Origin of the sequence: Nocardiopsis sp. EMB25 (assembly GCF_026797795.1) — a bacterium.
Lineage (GTDB): Bacteria > Actinomycetota > Actinomycetes > Streptosporangiales > Streptosporangiaceae > Nocardiopsis > Nocardiopsis lucentensis.
In genome coordinates, this window is the sequence record NZ_JAMTDN010000001.1 from 3,031,434 (window position 1) to 3,055,394 (window position 23,961).

At 71.5% G+C, this 23,961-nt stretch carries 15 protein-coding genes and 1 pseudogene; 5 read left to right on the forward strand and 11 right to left on the reverse strand.

What is annotated here, in order from left to right; translation table 11 throughout:
• Positions 1–78 precede the first annotated feature (78 nt).
• From KIK06_RS13050 to KIK06_RS13070, 5 genes are all read right to left on the reverse strand, one after another.
• A complete protein-coding gene (locus KIK06_RS13050) occupies positions 79–1,437 on the reverse strand; it encodes an LCP family protein (RefSeq protein ID WP_268643326.1) in 1,359 nt (452 codons plus the stop codon).
• Between the two features lie 196 nt (positions 1,438–1,633).
• Positions 1,634–3,073 carry an LCP family protein gene (locus KIK06_RS13055; RefSeq protein ID WP_268643327.1) on the reverse strand — a complete coding sequence of 480 codons (1,440 nt, stop codon included), beginning with the start codon at positions 3,071–3,073 and terminating at the stop codon, positions 1,634–1,636.
• 275 nt (positions 3,074–3,348) lie between these two features.
• Positions 3,349–4,983, reverse strand: a complete 1,635-nt coding sequence (locus KIK06_RS13060; RefSeq protein ID WP_268643328.1) for an IS200/IS605 family accessory protein TnpB-related protein — start codon at positions 4,981–4,983, stop codon at positions 3,349–3,351.
• Positions 4,976–5,551 (reverse strand): IS607 family transposase, encoded by a 576-nt coding sequence (locus KIK06_RS13065; RefSeq protein ID WP_268643329.1) that lies wholly within the window; start codon positions 5,549–5,551, stop codon positions 4,976–4,978. Before KIK06_RS13065 ends, KIK06_RS13060 begins: the two co-directional genes overlap by 8 nt.
• Before the next feature lie 74 nt (positions 5,552–5,625).
• Positions 5,626–6,102, reverse strand: a complete 477-nt coding sequence (locus KIK06_RS13070; RefSeq protein ID WP_017602094.1) for an RDD family protein — start codon at positions 6,100–6,102, stop codon at positions 5,626–5,628.
• Positions 6,103–6,433: 331 nt separating this feature from the next.
• On the opposite strand from KIK06_RS13070, the gene glnA reads away from it, so the two are divergent.
• Positions 6,434–7,858, forward strand: a complete 1,425-nt coding sequence (gene glnA / locus KIK06_RS13075; protein ID WP_017602093.1) for a type I glutamate--ammonia ligase — start codon at positions 6,434–6,436, stop codon at positions 7,856–7,858.
• A gap of 137 nt (positions 7,859–7,995) precedes the next feature.
• Positions 7,996–11,049: a bifunctional [glutamine synthetase] adenylyltransferase/[glutamine synthetase]-adenylyl-L-tyrosine phosphorylase gene (locus KIK06_RS13080; RefSeq protein ID WP_268645972.1), complete on the forward strand. Its 3,054-nt coding sequence runs from the start codon at positions 7,996–7,998 to the stop codon at positions 11,047–11,049.
• 117 nt (positions 11,050–11,166) lie between these two features.
• Here KIK06_RS13080 and KIK06_RS29370 read toward each other — a convergent pair whose 3' ends face one another.
• From KIK06_RS29370 to KIK06_RS13100, 4 genes and pseudogenes are all read right to left on the reverse strand, one after another.
• Positions 11,167–11,514: a carbohydrate-binding module family 20 domain-containing protein gene (locus KIK06_RS29370; RefSeq protein ID WP_268645973.1), complete on the reverse strand. Its 348-nt coding sequence runs from the start codon at positions 11,512–11,514 to the stop codon at positions 11,167–11,169.
• Positions 11,500–13,308: pseudogene (locus tag KIK06_RS13090) on the reverse strand (carbohydrate-binding module family 20 domain-containing protein); the annotation flags it as partial. The gene KIK06_RS29370 and the pseudogene KIK06_RS13090, both read right to left, overlap by 15 nt.
• 387 nt (positions 13,309–13,695) lie before the next feature.
• Positions 13,696–14,034 carry a hypothetical protein gene (locus KIK06_RS13095; protein WP_017602089.1) on the reverse strand — a complete coding sequence of 113 codons (339 nt, stop codon included), beginning with the start codon at positions 14,032–14,034 and terminating at the stop codon, positions 13,696–13,698.
• An 83-nt stretch (positions 14,035–14,117) separates the two neighbouring features.
• Positions 14,118–14,738 (reverse strand): hypothetical protein, encoded by a 621-nt coding sequence (locus tag KIK06_RS13100; RefSeq protein WP_268643330.1) that lies wholly within the window; start codon positions 14,736–14,738, stop codon positions 14,118–14,120.
• 267 nt (positions 14,739–15,005) lie between these two features.
• Between KIK06_RS13100 and KIK06_RS13105 the strand changes: the two genes are divergently transcribed.
• From KIK06_RS13105 to KIK06_RS13115, 3 genes are all read left to right on the forward strand, one after another.
• Positions 15,006–15,203, forward strand: coding sequence for a hypothetical protein (locus tag KIK06_RS13105; protein WP_268643331.1), 198 nt, complete (start codon positions 15,006–15,008; stop codon positions 15,201–15,203).
• A 153-nt stretch (positions 15,204–15,356) separates the two neighbouring features.
• On the forward strand, positions 15,357–18,329 hold the full coding sequence (locus KIK06_RS13110) for a helix-turn-helix transcriptional regulator (RefSeq protein ID WP_442789823.1): 2,973 nt from the start codon (positions 15,357–15,359) through the stop codon (positions 18,327–18,329).
• Positions 18,330–18,654: 325 nt separating this feature from the next.
• Positions 18,655–21,663, forward strand: coding sequence for a helix-turn-helix transcriptional regulator (locus KIK06_RS13115; RefSeq protein WP_268643333.1), 3,009 nt, complete (start codon positions 18,655–18,657; stop codon positions 21,661–21,663).
• A gap of 177 nt (positions 21,664–21,840) precedes the next feature.
• On the opposite strand, the gene KIK06_RS13120 is transcribed toward KIK06_RS13115, so the two are convergent.
• Complete coding sequence (locus KIK06_RS13120; RefSeq protein WP_268643334.1) at positions 21,841–22,095, reverse strand: hypothetical protein; 255 nt, start codon at positions 22,093–22,095, stop codon at positions 21,841–21,843.
• Between the two features lie 30 nt (positions 22,096–22,125).
• Positions 22,126–23,913, reverse strand: coding sequence for an NAD+ synthase (locus tag KIK06_RS13125; protein ID WP_026128238.1), 1,788 nt, complete (start codon positions 23,911–23,913; stop codon positions 22,126–22,128).
• Between the last annotated feature and the right edge of the window lie 48 nt (positions 23,914–23,961).

The window sequence follows — 23,961 nt, forward strand, 5'->3', positions numbered from 1 at the left end:
CCGGCTCCGGGCACGCCGAAGGCCCCGCACAGGCCCCAAACGGGCACCTACGGGACCTTCGGCGGTCAGGGCGGGGAATCAGTCGCAGGAGACCTGGTCGGCGGCGGAACGGCTGTCCAGTTCGTCGAGGGGGCTCCCACCGTCCTCGGAGTCGGCCCCGCCCCCATCGGAGCCCGCGGTGGCCAGGCCCGCCCAGTCGGCGGCGCCCATCACCAACTCCAGGTCGTCGCCGAGGTCGGGAGCCTCCTCCACTCGGGCGGTGTCGAGCGCGTCGGCCAGCGCCCGGGCCTGCGCCTCCCGGCCCGGTCCGTGGTAGACGGTGGTCTCCTGGGGGGTCCGCAGTTCGGGGTTGCCGATCCCGGTGACCGTGAAGCCCTCGGCCTCCAGCAGCGGCCGGACCACGCCGGCCAGACCGTCGGTCGCGGTGCCGTTGAGCAACCTCAGGGAGACGTCCGAGGGCTCGACGTCCTCCTCGGCGGCGCCGTCCCCCCCGCCCTCGTCCCCTTCGGCCAGGGACTCCCCGGCTGAGACGGCCGCGAACAGCTCGCTCGCCTGCGGCTCCCGGAGCTCCACCTTGTACCTGAACTCCTGCGAGTCCCCGACCGGCACCGTCACCATGTTCATCCGATCCAGGTCCACGTCGCGCATGGCGATGACCAGTTCGGCCATCGTGTCCATGGTGAGCGCGTCGTCGGTGACCAGGTTGTCGGTGACCGAGTCGAGGAGGGAGTAGACCGAGGTCGGGCTGGAGAGGAAGTCACCGCCGGTCACCTCCCGCACCAAAGAGCCGATCAGCCGCTGCTGGCTCTGGATCCGCTCCAGGTCGCTCCCGTTCTCGGTGCTGGCCCTGGACCGCGCCAGGCCCAGGGCCTCGGTCCCGTTGAGCCGCTGCCGTCCGGCCTCCAGCCGGAGGTGGGCCTTGGGGTCGTCGATCGGCGCGGGGATGCACATCTCCACGCCACCGACGGTGTCCACGATGTCCTCGAACCCGGCGAAGTCGACCTGCACCATGTGGTCGAGGTGGACACCGGTGGTGTTCTCCATCGTGTTGCCCAGGCAGTTCAACCCGCCGTACATCATCGAGTGGTTGATCTGGTCCCGGCCGCCGGACCACCCCGGGGAGTCGCCGACCGGATCGCAGGCCGGGATCTGCACGATGAGGTCGCGCGGCACGTTCACCATCGTCACCGCGCCCGCGTCGACATTGACGTTGACGATGATCAGGACGTCGGGCCGGTCGCCCCCCGACTCGGTGTCCACCCCCAGAAGCAGGATGTTGTGGACGCCCTCGACGCGGTCGGGCCGGTCGCCCCAAGCGTCGGTGTCGATGGTCTCGGTCCGGATGTCGAACGCGGACACGTAGGTTCCGTAGGCGGTCAGACTGACGGCGATGAGCACACCCGTCAGGACGCACGCCACCCATTGGCCCGCGCTCATGCGTGAACGCGGGAACGGGCGGGAGGGTGTCTTCCTGGCGGCCAAGGGGGCACCGATCCGGTATGGGACGGGGAGGGGGGTGTCCGACGGGGGCACGGTGCTCGGAACACACGGAAACGGACGTGATGGCCCGGATCGTACCCGACCGCCGTGATCTCCGCGAGACCATGAACCGGGCGGCTGCCCGGGCCACGGCTCAGCAGGGGCTGTCCTCCGCCGCCTCCGCGGTGATGCCGCCCAGGTCCTCCGTGACCGAGGCCTCCGACTCAGCGGCTCCGGAGCCCGCGACACCGACCCAGTCCGCGCCCAGGACCAGCTCGAGGTCGGCGCCCAGCCCCTCGGCCTCCTCGGTCACGGCCTGCTCCAGAGCGTCGGCCAGCACGGAGGCCGCCGCCTCCTGGCCGGGCGCGTGGTAGACGGTGGTGACGTCGGGGAACCGGGCCCCGGGGTTGCCGGTGTTGGTGACGACGAACCCCTCCGTCTCCAGCTCCCCCTGAACCTGCGCCGCCAGCCCGCTGATCCCGGTGTTGTTGCGAACGTCGACCGTGATCTCCGAGGGGTCGGGAGCGTCCCCGTCACCACCGGAGTCGTCGGGACCCTCCTCCTCGTCCTCCCCGTCGCCGCCCGTCAGGTCGGCGCCGGCGTTGATCGCCTCGAAGAGCTCGGAGGCGTCGGGTTCGCGCATGATGAGCCGGTTGGCATCGTTGGGGCTCTGCCCGTTGGGGACGGTCAGGAACTGGACGTTGGCCAGATCGACCTCGCGCATGGAGATGGCGATGTCGGTCATGGTGTCGACGGTCAGGTCCTCGTCGGTGGAGATGGAGTCGGTGACCGCCCCGAGGAAGTTGGTGACCGTGACCGGGCTGGTCATCACCTCGCTGCTGAGGACGCCGCGCAGCATCGCGCCCATGAACTGCTGCTGGCGTCCGATCCGCGACAGGTCGCTGCCGTCGCCCTGCCCGTAGCGGGAGCGGACGAAGCCGAGCGACTGCTCGCCGTCCAGGGTCTGGAGTCCGGCGTCCAGTTCCAGGTGGGCCTTGGGGTCGTCGATCGGCGCGGGGATGCACATCTCCACCCCGCCGATGGCGTCCACCATGTCCTTGAAACCGGTGAAGTCCATCATGACGAAGTGGTCCAGGTGCACACCGGTCACCTGCTCGACGGTGTTCCACTGGCAGCCGATGCCGCCGAAGGTCATCGCCGAGTTGAGCATGGCCGTCTGGGGGATCATCCCCTCGTAGCCCTCGGCCGGCTCGCAGCCGGGAAGGTCCACGACCAGATCGCGGGGGAGGTTCACCAGGGTGGCCGTGCCGCTGTCGACGTTGATGCTGGCGATGAGCATCGTGTCGGGACGCTCGCCCTCCGCCTCGCCGTAGTCGGCGTTCTCCCCCGACCGGATGTCGGAGCCGATGATGAGCAGGTTCATCACGCCCTCGACGCTCACCGGCCGGTCCCAGGCGTCGGTGTCCACCTGGTGGGTGGTGATGTTACCAACGATCCCCTGATACCAGCCGTATCCGCCGAGGCTGGCGATGATGGCCAGCGCGGTGGCCACGCACGCGACCCATTGACCGGTGGACAACCGCCCACGGTCGAACGGGCGCGAGGAGCGGGGGGCGGAGCGTCTTCCAGCCATACGAACCTTCGGGATGGTGCGTTACGACCCGTCGAGGGGCGGGGCGATGGGGCCCGTGGGTCAAGAATGTTCCCAGGGAGAGTAATGAACGGATGTTAACAGCAGCTAAGAAGGGGTGTGTCCCGCTCCGTTCGAGGCCGCGGGCCGGCGGGGAGCCCACCGAAGGCACACGCGGCGGTGTCCGGGGAGGGAAGGGCAGGTGAAGTCGGGGTGGCGGCGCGGGAACCGCGCGCGGGCGGGCGCGTGGGATGAGGGGATCCTTGACGAAACCGTTCCTAAAAACTGAGCATGAGTTGCGCATGCTCAGCCGAGCGCCCCGAACGGTCTTGGGCGTTCTGGTCCACCGCGTTCCGTCCGCGTCCAGCGCCATCGGATCGTGTCCGTGGTCCGGGTGCGCGGGGGCGGTCTCCCTCACGCCCCCGGTCACGTGGTCCGCCCTGGGCGGCCCGATGCCCCGCACCATCACCCTGGTGGTGCGGGGGCGGTGCCACCCGTCGCCGGATCGCGTGCCCCAGGGCGCGCCTACCGATCGCCACCGAGGCGGCGGCGTGTCGGGAAGTCCTGCGTTTCTTGCCGGTCAGCGGCTTCTGCCAGTGCCGCGCACCCCACATCGAGGTGTAGGCGGGATCGACGGCGATGACGCCGATACCGGTTTCCGCGCACATCGACACCAGCCGTGCGCGGAGTCTGCCGGTGGGGATGCCCGAGATGAGGTGCCGGAACCGCTTCCTGCGGCCGTGCTTCTCCCGGCTCTTGGAGTCGGTGAAGTCAAGGTCTTCGATCGCGATGGCCCGCACACCGCGGCCCCGTGCCCAGTGAAGGAGGCGGGTGAGGGCGTGCCGGAGTTGGGCGTCACGCCGGTTGGCGGTTCCGGACAGGTCGTAGTCGAAGCGGCGCGGGGCACCCATCGGGTTGCCGTGGGTGTCCAGGAGCCATGCGGCCAGGTGGTCGGCGTTGGTGTCCACACCGATCACACCCCCGGCCCGCAGCGTGTCCAGCCCGACGACGGGCAGGTCTTTTCGGGCCCAACTGGCGTCCAGGTACCAGCGGTCTCGTTCGGTGTCCAGGTGGACGCGGTAGGCCACGGCCCGGTTCGCCTCGATGCGGTCGCGCCACTCCTCGCCCCGGTGCGCGAAGGAGACCTTCGCGGCCAGCACGTACCGTCCGTGGCGGGCGTTGGCCAGGCCGACGAGCGGCGCGGGCAGCTTGATCGACACTTCGCCGTCCGGGGTGAGGCGGATCGTCTCGTTCCCGTGCCGCTTGCCGGACTCGCCATCGGCGGCCAGAAACCAGCGGGCCGCTTCCCACTCCGAGCGCCACTCGGCTTCGGTTTTCTGCGCGGCGGTGAGGTTGTGGCGCTGGTGGAGCAGCCGCCCGCCGCCGCGAACGACCGAGACCTTCCCCGCCTCCCACTCAGCTCGCACACGCTCGTAGCGCTCTTCGAGGATCGCCAGGCGACGCGTTTTGTGGAACCACTCGCCCCTGGAGCGGTAGCCGCCGGGCTTGCCCCGGCTGCCCTTCTGCCCGATCGGGAGCGACAGGCGGTGCCGGATCGTGCGGATTCCAGCGTCCAGCGACTGCAGGTGTGCGTGTTGGGCACGGCGGGACAGGCCCCACTGGTCGTGGGTGGTGGCGGTGACCGAACCCGCCCACCGCGACGAGGACTCGGCGGTCAGGTCCCGCTTGCGCTGCGCCCAGGTGTGGGTGGAATGGTCCAGGCCGTCACGGCAACGCCGAGCCAGATCGGCCGATGCGAGGCCTCCCATGTGATCGCCCACAGCACGCAGGACCTTCTCGTCCTCGGGCGTGAGGTCCTTGAGACGGTCGCGGATGCTCACGCCGCAGGGCCCGGCGGCGACGAACGGCCGGGCGATCTGCCGCAGATGCTTCTTCTTCGCGGGCTCAGCCATGCTCGGCGGCCTCCAGGGCCTTGCGGGCACGGTTCTTCGCCGACCGGCGCCCGTACAGGCGGGCGCAGAACGATGTCAGGACATCCGCGATGTCCTGCGTCAGGTCGTCCTCGCCCTCGCCCTGGTCGAGCACCACCAAGCGGCGGCCCGTCGCGGACAAAGCGGCTTCGATCAGCTCGACGTTCATCCGGCCGAGGCGGTCTTTGTGCTCCACCACGACCGTGGTCACCGCCGGATCGGCCAGCAGCCGTTTCGCCTTCGGGCGGCCACCATTGACGCCCGAAGCGATCTCGGATTCGATCCGCACGACCTTGTGCCCGGCCTTCGCGGCCCACGTCGACAGGCGCGCCGTCTGCCGGTCCAAGTCGGACTTTTGATCGTGGGAGCAGACACGGGCGTACAGACCCAGGCCACCGATCGTTTCCGGTGTTGTGGCGGCGTCGATGTTCACCAGGATCGTGCGTGGCCCCACGCGCCGAGCCGGCACGGGAAGCGTGCCGTTCTTGAACCACCGGTACGCGGTGTGGGGGTTCACCCCCTGTGCCCGTGCCCACTCCGTCAGATTCACACCATGATCATAGTGCAACCAAAGTCATGTCATGCACACTTATACACACTCCGCCAACGGCAGTTCGCTACCCCTCAGAAACGGGTGGCGACCGTGCCCGCGGCGCGGTCGTGCAGTCCCCGGGTGTCACGGTCGTAGATGACGGCGGGGATGACCAGGCACAGCAGCAGCGTGCGAACGGTCATGGACACGAACCACGGCCAGGAGCGCTCACCGGTCGCGGTGATCCCGACCCCGACCAGACGGCGGCCGACGGTGGTGCCGAACAGCGTGAGCAGCACGATGCTGAGCGCGGCGTACACGACCAGGGCCGTGTTGCTGATCAAAGGGGCGACCTCCGCTTGGGCGGAGACACCGGACCCGACCAGCCCCACGCGGTAGGCGACCAGGGCCAGCAGCATCGCCAGGGTCCAGTCCAGTGCCAGTCCGGCGAGGCGGCGGCCGACACCGGGCACCGAGCCGGGGCCGCTCTCCGGCAGGCCCAGGCGGTTGCCCCGGTAACGGAAGCCGTCCTCGGGCGCGGCCGCGCCGCTGCGCCTCTCGTCGCTCATAGCCTTCACGGTATCGGCCCGGCACACGCGTCCGCGCCGGTCCCGGCGTCGGATGGGCCGGATTCGACACGCGTACCGGAGTGGTTCCGGTCACGGGAGACCCCCGGCGAACGTCCTGTTTTCTCCCCTTGCATGGTGGAATCACCTGTTAACGCGGGTTGGTCTGCGAAAACGGCGGGCTCCGTAACATGCAGGAAACAATCGAGACATGGCGTGGAAACCACCCCCTCCTAGCTTCGATGACGAAGCCGGGAGGCGGCGTGTGCTCCGAGGCGTCCGCGACGGAGCGGATCGGAGCCGGTCGCCTCAGCCACCTGCACGGAGGTTCGTTTTGTTCAGCAGCGTCGACGAGGTGCTCGCCTATATCCGAAACGAGGACGTCAAGTTCCTCGACGTCCGGTTCACGGACCTGTTCGGAGGCGTGAACCACGTCACCCTCCCGACCGAGAACGTCGACGAGTCGACGTTCACCGATGGCCAGATGTTCGACGGGTCCTCGATCCGCGGCTTCCAGGCCATCCACGAGTCCGACATGCTGCTGCTCCCCGACCTGAGCACCGGCGTGCTGGACCCGTTCCGCAAGCACAAGACGCTGAACATGACGTTCTTCGTGCACGACCCCCTCACGCTGGAGTCCTACAGCCGGGACCCGCGTAACGTCGCCCGCAAGGCCGAGGCCTACCTCCGTGGCTCGGGTGTCGCCGACACCGCCTTCTTCGGCCCCGAAGCCGAGTTCTACATCTTCGACGACGTCAAGTTCGAGACCCGGGCCAACACCGGCTTCTACGAGATCGACTCCATCGAGGGCGCCTGGAACACCGGTTCCTCCATCGAGGGCGGCAACCGCGGCTACCGTCCGCGCTACAAGGGTGGCTACTTCCCGGTCGAGCCGGTCGACCACTACAGCGACCTGCGCTCCGACATGGTCCGCGCCCTGATCGACTCCGGTCTGGAGGTCGAGCTCCAGCACCACGAGGTCGGCACCGCCGGCCAGGCCGAGATCGGCATCAAGTTCGGCACGCTGCTCCAGCAGGCCGACCGCGTGCAGCTGTACAAGTACATCGTCAAGAACGTCGCCAACGAGGCGGGCAAGACGGCCACGTTCATGCCCAAGCCGCTGTTCGGTGACAACGGCTCCGGCATGCACTGCCACCAGAGCCTGTGGAAGGACGGCGCGCCGCTGTTCTTCGACGAGTCCGGCTACGGCCAGCTCTCCGACACCGCCCGCTACTACATCGGCGGTCTGCTCAAGCACGCGTCGGCGCTGCTCGCCTTCACCAACCCGACGGTGAACTCCTACCACCGCCTGGTGCCGGGCTACGAGGCCCCGATCAACCTGGTGTACAGCCAGCGCAACCGCTCGGCCTGCATCCGCCTGCCGCTCACCGGTTCCAACCCGAAGGCCAAGCGCATCGAGTTCCGCGTGCCGGACCCGTCGGCCAACCCGTACCTGGCCTTCTCCGCGATGCTCATGGCGGGCATCGACGGCATCAAGAACAAGATCGAGCCGCCGGAGCCGGTCGACAAGGACCTCTACGAGCTGCCCCCGGCCGAGGCCCAGGCCATCAAGACCGTGCCCGCGTCGCTGGACGAGGCCCTGGAGGCCCTGGAGGCCGACCACGAGTTCCTGCTCGAGGGCGGTGTCTTCACCAAGGACCTGCTGGAGACCTACATCGACTTCAAGCGCACGGAGGAGATCGACTCCCTGCGGCTGCGCCCGCACCCGCGTGAGTTCGAGCTCTACTACGACATCTAGGTCGTCGGGAAGCTCCCAGGGGTGACGCCCCCGCGCACCCCTCCTCGGGGCCGGTATCCGCTCGGATACCGGCCCCGACCCGGTTCCGGGGCCTGCCCGGTTACCGTTGACGCGTGGCAAGGGACGGAAAGACCAACATGACAGCAGGCGCGCTGGCCAGGCGTGGCTTCAGTGACAGCACCCGGGCCCTGCGACTGGTCGAGGAGGCCGGTCTCGATCCCCGGACCGACACCGACGTCATCGACGCCCTCGCCGAGGCGCCGGATCCCGACCAGGCGCTGCTCGGCCTGATCCGGGTCCTGGAGGCCGACCAGGACCCGGACGAGGTCCTGGCGGTCCTGCGCGAGGACTCCGACCTCCGTGCCCGGTTGTGCGCTGTCCTGGGCACCAGCACCGCGCTCACCGACCACCTGGTCCGCCACTCGGGCGACTGGCGTGAGCTGCGCGGAGCCGACGCCGCCCGCTCCCCCGCCCCGGAGGAGCTGCGCCGGGGCCTGTTGCACACCGTCGGCGCCGATCCCGACTCGCCGGCGCCGACCGCCGCCGTGTTCGACGGGGGTTCCCCCGACAGCCTGCGGCACGCCCTGCGCGTCGCCTACCGCAGGCGGGTCCTACGCCTGGCCGGTCGGGACCTGACCGGGGTGTGCGGCGTCGAGGAGGTCGCCGCCGAACTGGCCGACCTGGCCGCCGCCACCCTCGACGCGGCGCTGGCCGTGGCGCGCGCCGAGCACCCGGAGGACGCCGCCCGGTGCCGTCTGGCCGTGATCGGCATGGGCAAGTGCGGCGGCCGCGAGCTGAACTACGTCAGTGACGTCGACGTGGTGTTCGTGGCCGAGCCGGCCGAGGTTTCCGAGGGCGACGAGCCGGTGGACGAGCAGGCCGCGATGCGGGCGGCCACCCGCCTGGCCACCGCCATGATGCGCATCCCGTCCGAGACCGACGCCGAGGGCGTGCTGTGGGAGGTGGACCCGGCCCTGCGGCCGGAGGGAAAGAACGGGCCGCTGGTCCGCCCGCTGGCGAGCCATCTGGCCTACTACGAGCGCTGGGCCAAGACGTGGGAGTTCCAGGCGCTCCTGAAGGCCCGCCCGATCGCGGGCGACGCCGAGCTGGGCGCGGCCTACCAGGCGGCGATCTCGCCAATGGTCTGGGAGGCCGCGGGACGCCCGGACTTCGTGGAGGACGTGCAGGCGATGCGCCGCCGGGTGGTGGCGCACATCCCGGTCGGCCAGGCCGAGCGGGAGCTCAAGCTGGGGCCGGGCGGACTGCGCGACATCGAGTTCTCGGTCCAGCTGCTGCAGCTGGTGCACGGGCGCACGGACGAGCGGTTGAGGTCGGGGAACACCCTGGACGCGCTCGCCACCCTGTCCGAACACGGGTACGTGGGTCGCAGGGACGCGGTGGGCCTGGCCGACGCCTACCGGTTCCTGCGCCGTGTGGAGCACCTGCTGCAGCTGGAGCGGCTGCGTCGCACGCACATGATGCCCGACCCGGCCAGCCCCGACGGACCGGGGCAGCTGCGGCGGCTCGGGCGGGCGCTGGGGTACACGGCGGACCCGGTGCGGGAGCTGACCGAGGCGCGGCGCAGGGTGTCGGCCGAGGTGCGGCGGCTGCACGAGAAGCTGTTCTACCGCCCGCTGCTCAACGCCGTGGCGCGGCTGCCGGAGGAGGAGGCGCGGCTCTCGCCGGACCAGGCGCGGGCACGGCTGGAGGCCCTGGGGTTCGCCGACCCGGGCGGGGCCCTGCGACATCTGGAGTCGCTGACCTCGGGGGTGTCGCGGCGGGCGGCGATCCAGCGGACGCTGCTGCCGGTGATGCTCGGCTGGTTCTCCGACGCCCCGGACCCGGACGCGGGGCTTCTGGGGTTCCGCCAGGTCAGCGATGCCCTGGGCACGACCCCGTGGTACCTGCGGCTGTTGCGCGACGACGTGCGGGTGGCCGAACGGATGGCCCGGTTGCTGGGCACCAGCCGGTACGTCACCGACCTGCTGCTCCGCGCCCCCGACGCGGTCGCGACGCTGGCCGACGACGCCGACCTGGCACGCCGTGAGCCGAAGGTGCTGGCCGGGGAGGCCGAGGCCGCGCTGCGGCGCTACGACTGGTCCGAGGAGTCGGTGTCCGCGGTGCGCGCGCTGCGCCGCCGAGAGCTGCTGCGGACGGCCGCCGCGGACCTGTTGGAGGTGTCGTCGGTCGAGGAGGTCGGCGCGGCCCTGACCGACATCGCGGCCGTCACCGTCGAGGCGGCGCTGAAGGTGGCGTGCAACCGGGTGGTCGCCGCGTCCGGGGACGAACCGCTCACACGGGTCTGCGTGGTCGCGATGGGCCGGTTCGGCGGCGGTGAGCTGACCTACGCCAGCGACGCGGACGTGATGTACGTGCACGACCCCCTGCCCGGGGCGGACACGGGAGCGGCGACGCGCCAGGCGCTGGCGATCGTGCGGGAGCTGGCGCGGCTGCTGGAGATGCCCGCCGCGGAGCCGCCGCTGAAGGTCGACACCGACCTGCGCCCGGAGGGCCGGAGCGGACCGGTGGTGCGCACGCTGGAGTCCTACGCCGCGTACTACGGGCGCTGGTCCCAGGTGTGGGAGAGCCAGGCGCTGCTGCGGGCCCGGCCGATCGCGGGCGACCCGGAGCTGCGCGCGGCGTTCACGGCCCTGATCGACCCCGTCCGGTACCCGCAGGGCGGCATCGACCCCGCCGCGGTCCTGGAGATCCGCAAGCTCAAGGCCCGGATGGAGGCCGAGCGGCTGCCGCGCGGCGCCGACCCGACCCTGCACACGAAGCTGGGCCGGGGCGGGTTGTCGGACGTGGAGTGGGTGGCCCAGCTCGTGCAGCTGCGCCACGCGCACGAGTTCCCGGACCTGCGGACGACGGGGACGTTGGAGGCGCTGGAGGTGGCCGTGGCGCACGGTTTCCTGGCGGCCGACGACGGGACGGAGCTGGAGCGGGCCTGGCGGCTGGCGTCGCGGGTGCGCGGCATGGTCATGCTGGTGCGCGGCCGGGGCGGCGACTCGCTGCCGAGCGACCTGCGTGTGCGGGCCGCCCTGGCGGAGGCGATGGGGTTCCGCAGCGGTGAGGAGACCGAGGACGGCGAGGAGGCGTCGGAGGGGCCCGCCGAACAGCTGACGGAGACCTACCTGCGCACCACCCGGAGGGCGCGGTCGGTGATGGAGCGGGTCTTCTACGACGACTGAGGGACGTGGAACGGGGGCGCCCCCGCGCGAAGGAGTGTGCGCGGGGGCGCCCCGACCGGGGGGAGTGGTCCCGGTCCGTCACCGGAGGCCGTGACGGGGACGCCCGCCGGTGGTGTGTCAGCTCCAGTGGTCGCTGAACGCCTGCGTGCAGCCGCCGTCGCTGTCGTCACTGGTCGCGACGAAGTTGCCGCCCGACGTCCACTCGACGTTCCCGGAGCCGTCGATCTTCACGTACTTGTACTCGAACTCCGTGCCGATCGTCAGCTCGGTGGAACCGCCCCACCAGGGGTAGCTCGCCTCGTTGGTGCTCAGCCGCAGGCCGCTGGCCGGGTCCCAGGAACCGAGCTCGGGAATCGATCCGACGACGTAGACCTCCTGGCCGTAGTGGGTCTCGGCCTGGACGTTGAACTCCGTGGCCACCGTGGTGCAGGTGGTTCCGCCACCGCCGCTCGACCCCCAGGTCACGCCGCCGGAGGGGGGACCGACGCGGTTGTCGCCCTCCTCCCAGACGGCGTTCCCGGAGCCGTCGACCTTCACCAGCTTCCACTCGGCCGCCGAGCCGATCTCGGGCGTTCCGGTCCACACGGGGTAGGAGCTCTCGTCGGTGGTCAGCCGCACTCCGTCCTGGGGGGTCCAGGAGCCGAGCTCGGGCGTGGATCCGACGACGTACACCTCCTGGCCGTAGTCGGTGTGGACGGTCGCGGAGAGCGTGTCGTCGGTGCCCCCGTCGCACTCCTCGGGGTCGTCGCACACGCCGCCGACGTGCAGCGCGACGGCTCCGTTGGCGGGGACCGAGACGGTGACCCGTCCGTCGGAGACGGTGAACGAGCCGTTTCCCGCAGCGTTCTCGTAGGTGTCGTCGGGAAGGTTGGTGTCGACGGTCAGGTTCCAGGTGCCCCCTCCGGCGTTGAAGGCGGCGAACCCGCGGTCGCCGCGGTCGAAGGCCAGGCGGGAGTTCCCGTCGGTGGCTCGCTGGATGACGGCGGTGTCACCCGTGGAGTTGCGGAAGGCGGCCATCCCGGCGACGGCGGGGTCGCGGTGCTCGCAGATCCATGCGGCGCTGGAGCAGTCGGTGTCCTCGGTGATCCAGCCCGCCGGGTTGCCGGGGACCTCACCGACGCTGGGCGGCCCCTGAGCCTCTTCGTGGAAGTCGTAGCTCGACATCACCTTCGGGTGCCCGTAGGGGTGGGCGAGCATGAACGCGGTGGCCAGGTAGTAGCGTTCACCGTCCTTGTGGGTGAGGGCGGGGGCCGAGCGCTGGGTGTCGTGGTTGTCGATGAACACCGTGGCCTGGTCGTCGGAGAGGCCGCCGTAGTCGGGCAGGTCCGCCAGCCCGGAGATGTTGCCGTCGGCGAACTTCCCGGCGACGTCGCGCTGGTAGTCGAAGTTGGTGGCGCGGCCGCCGTCGAAGGTGTACTGGGTGTAGGGGATGGTCGCGTCGCCGTAGACCTCGTAGTAGACGTCCGGCTTGCCTCCGAACCCGGGCACGTCGTCCAGGTTGGCGAAGATGTCCTGGACGTGGGCCTCGGGGACGTGCTTGGCGGCGTCCACGCGGAAGCCCGCCACACCCATGTCCACCAGGCCGTTGAGGTACCGCCGGATGTTCCCGCGCACCTGGGGGTCGGCCGTGTCGAGGTCGGACAGCTCCAGGAGTTGACAGTTCTGCACCTCCCACTTGTCGCCCCAGTCGGAGATGGTGTCGTAGCAGGGTTCGAAGTCGCCGTGCTCGTAGGCGGCCGACCCGTCGCCGAACAGGTCCGGGTAGTCGTAGTACTCCCAGTCGGTGCCCGCGCTTCCGGTGCCGGAGCCGGGACCCGTCATGTGGTTGATGACGGCGTCGACGTAGATCCTGACCCCGTTGTCACGGCAGGTGTCGACCATCGTCTGGAACTCCTCGGCGGTTCCCCGCCGGGTGTTGTCGATCCGGTAGGAGACCGGCTGGTAGTCCTGCCACCAGGGGTACTCGGCCCCCTCGGCCGAGGGGATGACCACGTGCTCCTGGGGCGGGGAGACCTGGACGCCGCCGAAGCCGTTGGGGCCGAGGAAGTCGGCGCACTCCGCGGCGACGGAGTCCCAGGTCCATTCGAAGAGGTGGACGATCGTCTCACCGTTGGCCTCGACCGTGGCGGCCGGGGCCTGGGGGACCTCCTGGGGTGTCGCCGCTGAGGCGGGCGCCGCCGCCAGCGCGGGTACCGCCAGTGCGGTACCGAGGGCGAGGGCCGCCAGGGCCCCGCCGAGTCGGTGTCGTTTCGAGCTCATGCGCGCTCCTTGGGGGAGTTTCTCGGTGGGGCCGCGCTGCCCCGCCGTCACACTCTTGCACTTGCTGCAAGAGTTTGCGTGGAGGTGACGAACGTAACAGAACCCCCGACTCTTGTGAACAGGGGTTCGCTTCGCGTTTCCACCGTCACGCAGTGCGATGAATTCGGCTCCGAACTGCGATAACCCAAGCGCGCGGCGGATGCCCCGACCTGACCGGGACTCTGGCGAAGCGGTCTTGACCTGCGAGTCAACTCTGCTCTGGGGGACGGAAAATCAACGCAAGATTCCTGAAAGCACGCAAGAAAAAGCCGGCGCCGGCGAGGTTCGAGACCTCGCCGACACCGGCGGTCGAGCGGATCGGACGACTGCGGGGCCGTCCCGGACCCCTTACCAGAACACCGCGACGCCGATGTTGACGATCGCGAGGACACCGGCCGCGGCGGCCAGCCGGTTCGAGGGCTTGCGGAGGTTGAGGACCCCCAGGATCACCACGGCCAGGGCGATCACGAGCTTGACGCCGACCTTGACGTGGTTCATCTCCGGGTCGCCGGCCATCTCGGCCACACCGACGAGGGCCAGTCCGGTGACGAGCTGGAGGAGGGAGCTGTGCAGCAGCACCTTCGTCGACTTGGCGTTGCCGGTGATCACCTGCATGAGGAAGCCCGCGACGATGCCGGCCAGGCCGATCATGTGCAGGAAGACGAGCGCGGAGTAGAAGATGTCCATGGCGCCAGACTACTACGACGCGTAGTTTTCGAACCGGTTTTCATGACACACCGACGTAACGATACCCCGAGGGACTGTCCCGGTCAGGGCCGCGCCGTCCTTCGCGTGCGCCAGAGCAGCCAGACCAGCGCCAGGCCGAGCGCCGCCCCGGCCACCCGCACCGACCCGGCGCCCACGAACGCGTCCACCCTGGACATCATGGTCGGTTCACCCACCACCAACGTGTCGCTCGCGCACGACGTCGGGTCGGCGTCGCGGTCCAGCAGCAGGCACGCCGTGCTCATCAGGCGGTCCCCCGCGACGGCCCCCGAGGGCACCCGGACCCGCAGCGCGAACTCGGCCTCCCCTCCGTCGGGCACGTCGGCCCGCCAGTTCACGATGCCCCCGGCGAGAACCCCCTCACCCGCCGCCACGATCTCCAGCTCCTCGGGCACGTGCTGGGCGAGCAGGGCGCCCTCCACGGGGGTTCCCCGGCCGTTGGCCACGGTCGCCCGGAACACGGCCTCCTCCCCCGGCATCGGACTCCGGTCCTCGGCGGTCAGCACCAGACCGACCGCACCCGACGGGTCGAGCCCGGGCACGGCGGACCCGACCCCCGCCCCCGCGGCCTCCCCGTCGGCCCACCCCGGCGCCGCCCCCGCCCCCGCGGCCGCCAGCACGGCGACCGCCGCGGCGCCCCGGATCCCCCACGCGACCCGACCCATGCCTCTCCCCCCACTCTCGCTCACCGTCAACACAAGACAACTACGAGCGACGCCATGATGGCATTGGGTGACACGCCTGAGCGGCAACCCGCTCCTCAGAGGCGTTCTTAGCCATACCGCCCCAGTTCTTAGGCATCTCTTAGCGGTTCGCCCCCCATCCGTCGGCCAGGACTGGGATTCCTCCCCATGCGCGCGAGCGGGTCTTAGGGCGATCGTTGGTCGCAGACGGCGGGACAGGGGGTTTCGCCGCGAGGGGAGAGGATCACCGTGTTCCACAGCGAACTCATGAACGCGCACGCGCAGAACCTGACCAAGGAGCGGCTGCGCGAGTTCGAACACCTGCGTGCCGCCCGCCAGGCCCGCGCCCAGGAGCGGGCCAGACGCCGGGAGGAACGCGGTCGGGCCCGCCGGGCACGTTCCGCGGACGAGGAGAAGCGCAAGGGGCGCTTCGGTCGGGCAGCGTGACCCCCGCCCGCCGAAACCCATCCGGCACACCGGCCACCACGTCCGGCGTGGAGGACAGACACCGTGTCCGCGTTCGAGGGCGACGCCGTGCCCACCTCCGCGTCGGGCGTGGCGGGAGAAGCCGAACGAGAGGTGCACCCCCTGCTCGGCATAATGGACGGCATGTCCAACCAGGCCGGAACCAGTCCCGTCGTCATCGGCAGGGAGGAGCAGCTCCGATTCCTGGCGGAACACGCCGAGCGGTCGTACTCGGAGTCCTCCGGGACCGTGCTCGTCGGCGGGGATGCCGGGGTGGGCAAGACACGACTGGTCACCGAGTTCGCCGGGACCCGCCCCGCAGGAACCGTCTTCGTCGGCGGCTGCCTGCAACTGGGAGTGGACGGCCTCGCCTACGCACCCTTCACGGCGCTCCTGCGCCAGTTCCTCCGTGAACACGGCCGAGCCATCGTCGAGGAGTCGTTCCCGGGCGGCGCCGGCGAGCTCTCCCGACTTCTGCCTGAACTGGGCGACCCGCCGGAAGGGCGCCAGGAGGCGCGGGGGCTCCTCTTCGAGCAGGTCCTGCGTCTGGTCCAACGGGTCGCCGGGGAACACGGGGTCACACTGGTGCTGGAGGACCTGCACTGGGCCGACGGCGCCACCCGCGACCTGCTCGTCTACCTGGTCCGCAACCTCGACCTACCGGGTGTCCAGATCATCGCCACCTACCGGTCCGACGACCTACACCGCGCCCACCCGCTACGCCGCCTCCTGCCGGAGCTGGAACGGCTGCCCGAAGTCACCCGCCTGGAGTTGGCGCCGCTCACCAGGGAGGAGGTGGCCGCGCAGGTGACCGCCATCACCGGGGCCACGCTCACCTCCGCCTCCCTGGACGACCTGTACGAACGCAGCGACGGCATCCCCCTCTTCGTCGAGGCGCTCGCCGCCTCCGGGGAGAACCACGCGACCGGCTCCGACACGGTGCCCGACCACTTCCGTGAACTCCTGCTGTCCGCCCTGCACGGACTGTCCGACGCGGCGGTCGCGGTGCTGCGCGTGGCCTCGGTCGGCGCGGTCTCCGGGGAGATCGGCCACGAGACCCTGGTCCGCGCCTGCGACCTCGCGGAGCCCGAGGCGGAAAGCGCCCTGCACACCCTGGTCGACGCCAACCTGCTCCGGGTGCACGGGACCGGTTACCGGTTCCGGCACGCCCTGCTGCGGGAGGCGGTGCACGACGGTCTGCTGCCCGGCCCGCACGCCCGGCTGCACCTGCGCTTCGCCCGACTCGTCGACGAGTCCCCCGAATCGGTCCCCGCCGACCGCCGCGCCGCCGAACAGGCCCACCACTACCAGGCCGCCCACGACCTGCCCCGGGCCCTCCAGGCCGCGTGGTGGGCCGCCGAACGGGCCGGTGCGTCCCTCGCCCACGCCGAGCAGCTCACGATGTTGGAACGCGTCCTGGGCCTGTGGGACCAGGTCCCCGACGCGGTGGAGCGCGTCGCGGGCCGTTCCCGGGAGGAGGTGCTCTCGAGCGCGGCCCTGGCCGCCCTGGCTGCCGGTCGGCCGCGCCGGGCGTGGGAACTGTGCGATGAGGCCCTGGCCGCCCTGCCCGCGGCGGACGACGACCGCACCAGGACGGTCCGCGCGGTGCTGCTCCGCTGCCGCGGCCAGGCCAGGACCCACTGCGTGGACCGGGGCGCGGTCGAGGACCTCGCGCAGGCCCTGCGCACCCACCCCCCGCACATGCCCGGGTACGGCGTCATGCTGTCCATCCTGGCCCGGGAGACCATGTTCCGGCCGAGGGAACAGCTGCACCTGGGCGCCTCCTCCACCGACCTGGCCCAACGTGCGCTCGACGTGGCCGAGCGGACCGGCGACCGCTCCGCCGAGGCGGCGGCGCTGGTCACCCTGGGTTCCGTCCGGATGAGCCGGGGCGACCGGCGGGAGGGCCGCGCGATCATCGAGCGGTCGATTCGGGTCTCGCGGGAGATCGGCGACACGGCCATGGAGGCGCGCGGTGTCAACAACCTCGCCCATTTCCTGCGGGAGCGGGGCGAGCACCAGGAGGGGCTCGAACTCCTGGACAGGCTGCTCAGTGACCACCGGGCCTGGGGCCGGAGCGGAGTGCACAGCAGCTTCATGCACCAGAACCGCGCTGAGATCCACTTCGAGCTCGGCCGCCTCGACAGCACCCGGTCCATCGTGGACGAGACCCTGCACCGCAGTGCCTCACCCATGCACCGGGTGTTCCTCCTGGTGCCCTGGAACCGTGCGGCGATCGCCCAGGGCGACCTCGCCGCCGCCCGTTCCGGGGCGGCGCACGACGACCTGGCGGCCGCCCGGTCGGGCATCGCCCGGGTGGACCGGACGGCGGTGCTGAGCATGGAACGCCTGGATCAGGCCCAACAGGCGGTCACCGCCTGGCTGGACCTGCTCCTGACCGAGGGTGATGACGCGACCGCGCTGGACTACTCCACCCAGGTCCTCGACCGGTTGCCGCTCGCCGACTCGCCCGGGTACGGGTGGGCGGTGCTGGATCTCGTGTCGGAGGCGGTGCGACGACGCGACGGCGACCCCGCCCGCCCCGTCCGATCCCGCTTGGGCGAGGTGTCGGCGGGCATGCCCGCGCACGGACCGGTGCAGAACGCCACCCGCTCGACCGTCCGCGCCCGATTGGCCGAGGCATCGGGGGCACACGAGCGGGCGCTGGAGGCCTGGGGTGAGGCGGTCACCGGGTGGGAGCGCACGCCTATGGTGCTCCACCTGGCCAGGGCCCGGCTCTCGGCCGCGCGGACCGCTCTGGCGGCGGGCGACGGCTCCACCGCCCGTACGTGGGCGGGCCAGGCGCACGCGGCGGCTGTCGAGTGCGGCGCGCAGCCGCTGGAACGGGCAGCCGTCGGACTGGCGCGCCGTCTCGGGGTGGCGCTGGACGGGCACGCGTCACCGCCCACCGCCCCCGCCGGACTCACCGCACGGGAGACCGAGGTCCTCGGGCTGCTCGCCGTGGGCGGCACCAACGCCGAGATCGCGCGTGAGCTGTTCATCACGCCCAAGACAGCGAGCGTGCACGTGTCCAACATCCTCGCCAAGCTCGGTGTGGCCAACCGGACCGCGGCCGGGGCGCGTGCCCGCGAACTCGGCCTGGTCTGAGTCCCGGACGGAGGGGCGAGGTCGCGCGGGCGCCGCGGGAGCGGAACCGACACGTCCCTGGCGACGGCACCGGGACCGGAGGGCCGAGGGCGGGTCCGAGGATGTCCGGGACGGTGCCCGACCCGGGTGTACCGACCATGGAGGTCGACGGCACCCGCATCGGCGCGTTCGAGGCCGGGCCCCGGCCTCGGACGAGTCGGGGCGCGGACGGCGGGGACCGGGAGCGAACGTCCGGGACGAGGGGTCCGTGAGCGGCTGGAGGCCCCGTGTCAGGGCGGGAACAAGCCTGTGGACAACTCCGATCGGTGGGAGGAGCGGCGGCATAATGAGTGCTATGCCCCTTCTCGTAGAGACCAGCGCCACGTTCGTCGGCCGGGAGACCCAACTCCGTTTCCTCCGGGAACACGCCAGACGAGCCCATGAGGAGGCACCGGGCGTGGTCCTGATCGGCGGTGACGCCGGGGTGGGTAAGAGTCGCCTGGTCAGTGAGTTCGTCGCTGCCCACCCGGAGGGGACGGTCCTCGTCGGTGGTTGCCTCCAGCTGGGCGTCGACGGTCTGGCCTACGCGCCGTTCACGGCGGTTCTGCGCCAGTTCCTCCGTGAACGCGGGCGCGCGGTGTTCGAGGCGGCCGCCCCGGGCGGGGTCGGCGAGTTCGCCCGGCTGCTGCCCGAACTGGGCGAGGTTCCGGCGGAGCGGCGGGAGAACCGGGGCATCCTCTTCGAGCAGATCCTCCGGCTGCTGACCCAGGCGGCGCGTGACGGCGGCCTCACCGTCGTCCTGGAGGACCTGCACTGGTCCGACAGCGCCACCCGTGACCTGCTCGTCTTCCTGATCCGCAACCTGGACCAGGCCGGGATCCAGTTCGTCGTCACCTACCGGAGCGACGACCTGCACCGTACCCACCCGCTGCGCCGCCTCCTGCCCGAACTCGAACGTGTCCCCGGGGTGCACCGGATCCGGCTGGAGCCATTGAGCCGGGACGAGGTCGGCCGCCAGGCGGCGGCCATCCGCGGCGTGGAGCTGGCGCCGGACGAACTCGACGACCTCTACCGTCGTACCGACGGCTTCCCGCTGTTCGTCGAGAGCCTGGCCTGCGCGGACGATCGCGCCCCCGGCGACCGGTTCGGCGTCCCAGACCGCTTTCGCGACCTGCTCCTGGAACCGCTGCACCGAATCGACGACACCGCCCTGTCGGTCCTGCGGGTCGCGTCGGTGGGCGCGGTGTCCGGCGACATCGAGCACGAGATGCTCCACCACGCCGCCGAACTGCCCGAACGTGAGTTGGAGACCGCGCTGCACACGCTGGTCGACGCCAACCTGCTTCGAGTGCACGGGACCGGCTACCGGTTCCGACACGCCCTGCTGCGCGACGCCGTCCACGGCGAACTGCTGCCCGGCCCGCACGCACGACTGCACCTGCGCTTCGCCCAGCTCATCGACGCCTACCCCGAATCGGCCCCCGCCGACCGCCGCGCCGCCGAACAGGCCCACCACTTCATGGCCGCCCAGGAGCTCCCGCGCGCGCTCCAGGCGTCCTGGTGGGCGGCGGTCCGGGCCGGGGACGCCCTCGCCGCGGACGAGGAGCTGGCCATGCTGGAGCGGGTCCTGAGCCTGTGGGCGCGTGTGCCGGACGCCCAGGAACGGGTCCAGGGCCACACGTGGGCGGAAGTCATGAGCCTGGCCGCGGGGGCCGCCCTGGCCGCGGACCGCCACGCGCGGGCCCGGGAGCTGACCGACGAGGCCCTGGCCGTCCTGCCGCGCGATGATGACGACCACACCCGCATGATCCGGGCCGAGCTGCTGCGCCGACGCGGTCAGGCGCGTGCCCACGACCCCGAGGGCGGGGGCGTCCTCGACCTGGCCCGCGCGCTGGAACTGCACCCGCCGCACATGCCGGGATACGGACTGTTGCTGTCGATCCTGGCCAGGGAGAGCCTGCTCTACCGGGTCGACCGTGACCCCGGGCCGGACCAGCGCCAGCTGTCCGACCTGGCCGACGCCGGGCTGAGCGCGGAGGAACTGGCGCGGTCGGCACTCCGGCTCGCCGAGCGTTCGGGGGTCCGTCTCGACACGTGCGCGGCCGCTGACGCCCGGATCACCCTGGGCGGGATCCTGATGTCCCAGGGCGACCCGGAGCGGGGACGGCCGCTGATAGAGGAGGGCATCCGCCAGGCCGCCGACAACGCCGACCCCAACATGGAGGCGCGCGGGGCGGGCAACCTCGGGCACTTCCTGCGCGAGCTCGGTCGGCACCAGGAGGGCCTGGAGGTCCTGGAGGAGTCACTCGCCCGGCACGCCGCGCTCGGGTGGGCGTCGGTGCACAGCACGTTCAACAACCAGAACCGGGCCGAGATCCACTTCGAGCTCGGGGACCTGGTTCGGGCGCGCGAGATCGTCGGCGCCACCCGCAACGGCCACCTCGCCACCAAGAACCGCTGGTACATCCAGCCCGTCGAGGCCAGGACGGCCGCCGCCATGGGGGACCTGGCCGCGGCCCGGGAGGCGGCCGGGCCGGAGGACCGAAACCGCGTCCTGACCGCCCAGCGCATGAACGTGGTTCAGCTGTCGGCGCTGGCACAGCTGGAGACGGATCTGGTGGGGGGTGCGGTGGACGAGGCCCTGGAACTGTCCGTGCGGGTCTTGGAGAAGGTGGCGCTGGCGGCCGGGCCGGGCTACTCGTGGCCGTTGGTGGAGGTGATGGCCGAGGCCGCGCAGCTCGGTCTGGGACCGGGGTGGTCCCCGGGAACCGCCGAGCGGGCCAGGCGGGTGCGCGCGCTGGCGGGCGAGGTCGTGGCCGAGATGCCGGTCATCGGTCCGGTGCAGGGGGCTTACGCCGCCTCGTGTACGGCCCGTTTCGCGATGATCGACGGGACCGGTCCGGGGGAGGCCCTGGCGGCGTGGCGCGCCGCCGTGACGGCCTGGGAGGGAACGCAGATGCGGCTGTACCTGGCCCGGGCCTGGGTGCACGCCGCCGAAGCGGCCGTCCAGGCCGGTGAGCGCGCCTGGGCGGTGGAACGGGTACGCGAGGCTCACGCCGTGGCCGTCGAATGCGCGGCCCGACCGCTCGCGCGCGCCGCCGCCGACCTGGCCCGCAGGGTGGGTGCGGCCCTGTCGGCGGGCGAGGCCGCGCCCGCCGCTCCGGCCGGGCTGACGGCGCGTGAGACGGAGGTGGCCCGGATGCTCGCGGTGGGGAGCACCAACGCGCAGATCGCGGAGGCGCTGTTCATCACCCCCAAGACGGCGAGCGTCCACGTGTCCAACATCCTGGGCAAGCTGGGGGTGGCCAACCGGGCGGCGGCCGGAGCTCGCGCCCGCGAGCTCGGCCTGCTCTGACCGTCGCCCCCCCCGTCCGACGAAGGGCGGTGGGCGGCCGACGCTCCCACCCGGTTCCCGTGTCAGCAGGCCACTCACCTGCTGCCCCTCACCGGGGAAACGGTGTCTGCCACCGTCAGGACCGCTGCCGGTCCCGTGGGCGATCGTGCCGCCCCGGTCCCCGTGGGGCCGAACACGTCAGCCGAACGTGAGAGCACCTGCGAGGCGGTCCCGTCCCCAACCGGGGCCGAGCACCTGGGCGCACTGGTCGGCGGTGCGGGGCCGACGCACGCGGGCGGTGCCCCGCGTGCGCACCAGGACCACCGCGATCCGTGCGGCGTCCAGATAGTCCCGTCCCGCCGGGGAGAGGATCTGCCGATCCCGTTCCGGCGGGGAGCGAAACACCCCGCCGATCTCACCGAGATCCTGGTCCCGCTCCTCGGGCGACCGCACGGTCGCGTGCCGAGACCGGGGCCACACGGCTCAGACGGTCCAGCGGTTGGTGATGGGCAGGCGGCGGTCGCGGCTGAGGTTGCGTGAGCTGATCTTGGTCCCGGGCGCGGACTGGCGGCGCTTGTACTCGGCGCGGTCGACGAGCCGGATGACCCGGCGGACCAGTTCGGGGTCGTATCCGGCGAAGACCAGCTCCGCCTCGCCCTTGTCGGTGCCGACGTAGGCGTCCAGGACCGCGTCGAGGAGGTCGTAGTCGGGCAGGGAGTCGCTGTCGAGCTGTTCGGGACGCAGCTCCGCGCTCGGCGGCTTGGTGATGGAGTTCTCCGGGATCGGCGGGACCTGGCCACGGCGTTCGGCGTCGGCGTTGCGCCAGCGCGCGAGGTCCCACACGAGCGTCTTCCAGCAGTCCTTGATCGGGGCGAACCCGCCCACGGAGTCGCCGTAGAGGGTGGAGTACCCGGTGGCGGACTCGCTCTTGTTGCTGGTGGCCAAGACCAGGTGGCCCTCCTGGTTGGACAGGCTCATCAGCAGGGTGCCGCGCACACGCGCTTGGAGGTTCTCGGCGGCCAGCCCGCTCAGCGGTGCGTCGATGTCCGCCGACGCCTGCTCGAAGGCGGTGACCACGGGCGCGATGGACACGGTTCGGGTGGTGAACCCCTGCCGCTCGGCGAGCTCCTCCGCGTCGCTGACGGAGTGCCCGCTGGAGTGCGCGCTGGGCAGGAGGAGGCCGTGGACGCGGTCGGCGCCCAGCGCGTCGACCGCGATGGTCGCGACCAGCGCGGAGTCGATGCCTCCGGAGACGGCGACCAGGGCGGAGCCGAACCCGTTCTTGACCACGTAGTCCCGTAGCCCCACGACCAGGGCGTGGTACACCTCGCCGGTGTCCGAGAGCGGGTCGGGCCGGGGGGTGACGGTGTTCGCCCGGGGCGGGTAGGGCGTGACCGGCGTGTCGGAGAGGGTGTGGCGGACCACCCGCAGACCGTCGACCTCGGTGCCGTCGGGCACACCGTTGTCGGTCCGGTCGGGCAGGTCGAGGTCGGCGACCAGCAAGGTCTCCTCGAACTGGGGGGCGCGCGCCACGAGTTCTCCGTCGGCGTCCACGATCAGGGAGTCGCCCTCGAAGACGAGGTCGTCCTGGCCGCCGACCATGTTGACGTAGGCCAGCGCGGCGCCGGTCTCACGGGCACGGCGCCGGCACAGTTCGAGACGTACGTCGTCCTTGTGCCGTTCGTAGGGGGAGCCGTTGAGGGAGACCACGAGGTCGGCACGGGCGGCACGGGCGGCCGTGACCGGTCCGCCCTCCCGCCACAGGTCCTCGCACACGACCAGGGCCACGTCGACGCCGTGGACGCGCAGGACGGGGAGGGTGTCGCCGGGCACGAAGTTGCGAAACTCGTCGAAGACACCGTAGTTGGGCAGGTGGTACTTGGCCGAGGTGAGCACGGACCGGCCTCGGTGCAAAACGGCGACCGCGTTCTGCGGGGCCCCGGCGGGCAGTCCGCCGTGCGGCGCGAACCCGGTGGGCGGCGCCCCCTCCCGCCGGGAGAGGTGACCCACCACGGCCGGGAGGTCACCCAGGCCCGCGCGGTCCAGGTCGGCGGCGAGTTCCCGGGTGGCCCGGATGGAGGCGGACACGAAGGAGTTGCGCAGTGCCAGGTCCTCGACCGGGTAACCGGTGACGACCATCTCGGGCAGGGCCACGAGGTGGGCTCCCTCTCCCGCGGCCCGCCGGACGGCCGACACGACCAGGTCGCGGTTCCCCTCCAGGTCACCGACTGTGGGGTTGACCTGGGCGAGTGCGATTCTCAACTGTGCCACGCCTTCGAGGGTAGCCGTCTCGTGTTACGCCTGTGGAAGACGGTTCCA

Coding starts and splice junctions, on each gene's coding strand:
- KIK06_RS13100 (WP_268643330.1), bottom strand. CDS start 14,738: ATGGGTCGGGTCGCGTGGGGGATCCGGGGCGCCGCGGCGGTCGCCGTG.
- KIK06_RS13095 (WP_017602089.1), bottom strand. CDS start 14,034: ATGGACATCTTCTACTCCGCGCTCGTCTTCCTGCACATGATCGGCCTG.
- KIK06_RS13070 (WP_017602094.1), bottom strand. CDS start 6,102: ATGAGCGACGAGAGGCGCAGCGGCGCGGCCGCGCCCGAGGACGGCTTC.
- KIK06_RS13080 (WP_268645972.1), top strand. CDS start 7,996: ATGACAGCAGGCGCGCTGGCCAGGCGTGGCTTCAGTGACAGCACCCGG.
- KIK06_RS13050 (WP_268643326.1), bottom strand. CDS start 1,437: ATGAGCGCGGGCCAATGGGTGGCGTGCGTCCTGACGGGTGTGCTCATC.
- KIK06_RS13110 (WP_442789823.1), top strand. CDS start 15,357: ATGGACGGCATGTCCAACCAGGCCGGAACCAGTCCCGTCGTCATCGGC.
- KIK06_RS13055 (WP_268643327.1), bottom strand. CDS start 3,073: ATGGCTGGAAGACGCTCCGCCCCCCGCTCCTCGCGCCCGTTCGACCGT.
- KIK06_RS13060 (WP_268643328.1), bottom strand. CDS start 4,983: ATGGCTGAGCCCGCGAAGAAGAAGCATCTGCGGCAGATCGCCCGGCCG.
- KIK06_RS13115 (WP_268643333.1), top strand. CDS start 18,655: ATGAGTGCTATGCCCCTTCTCGTAGAGACCAGCGCCACGTTCGTCGGC.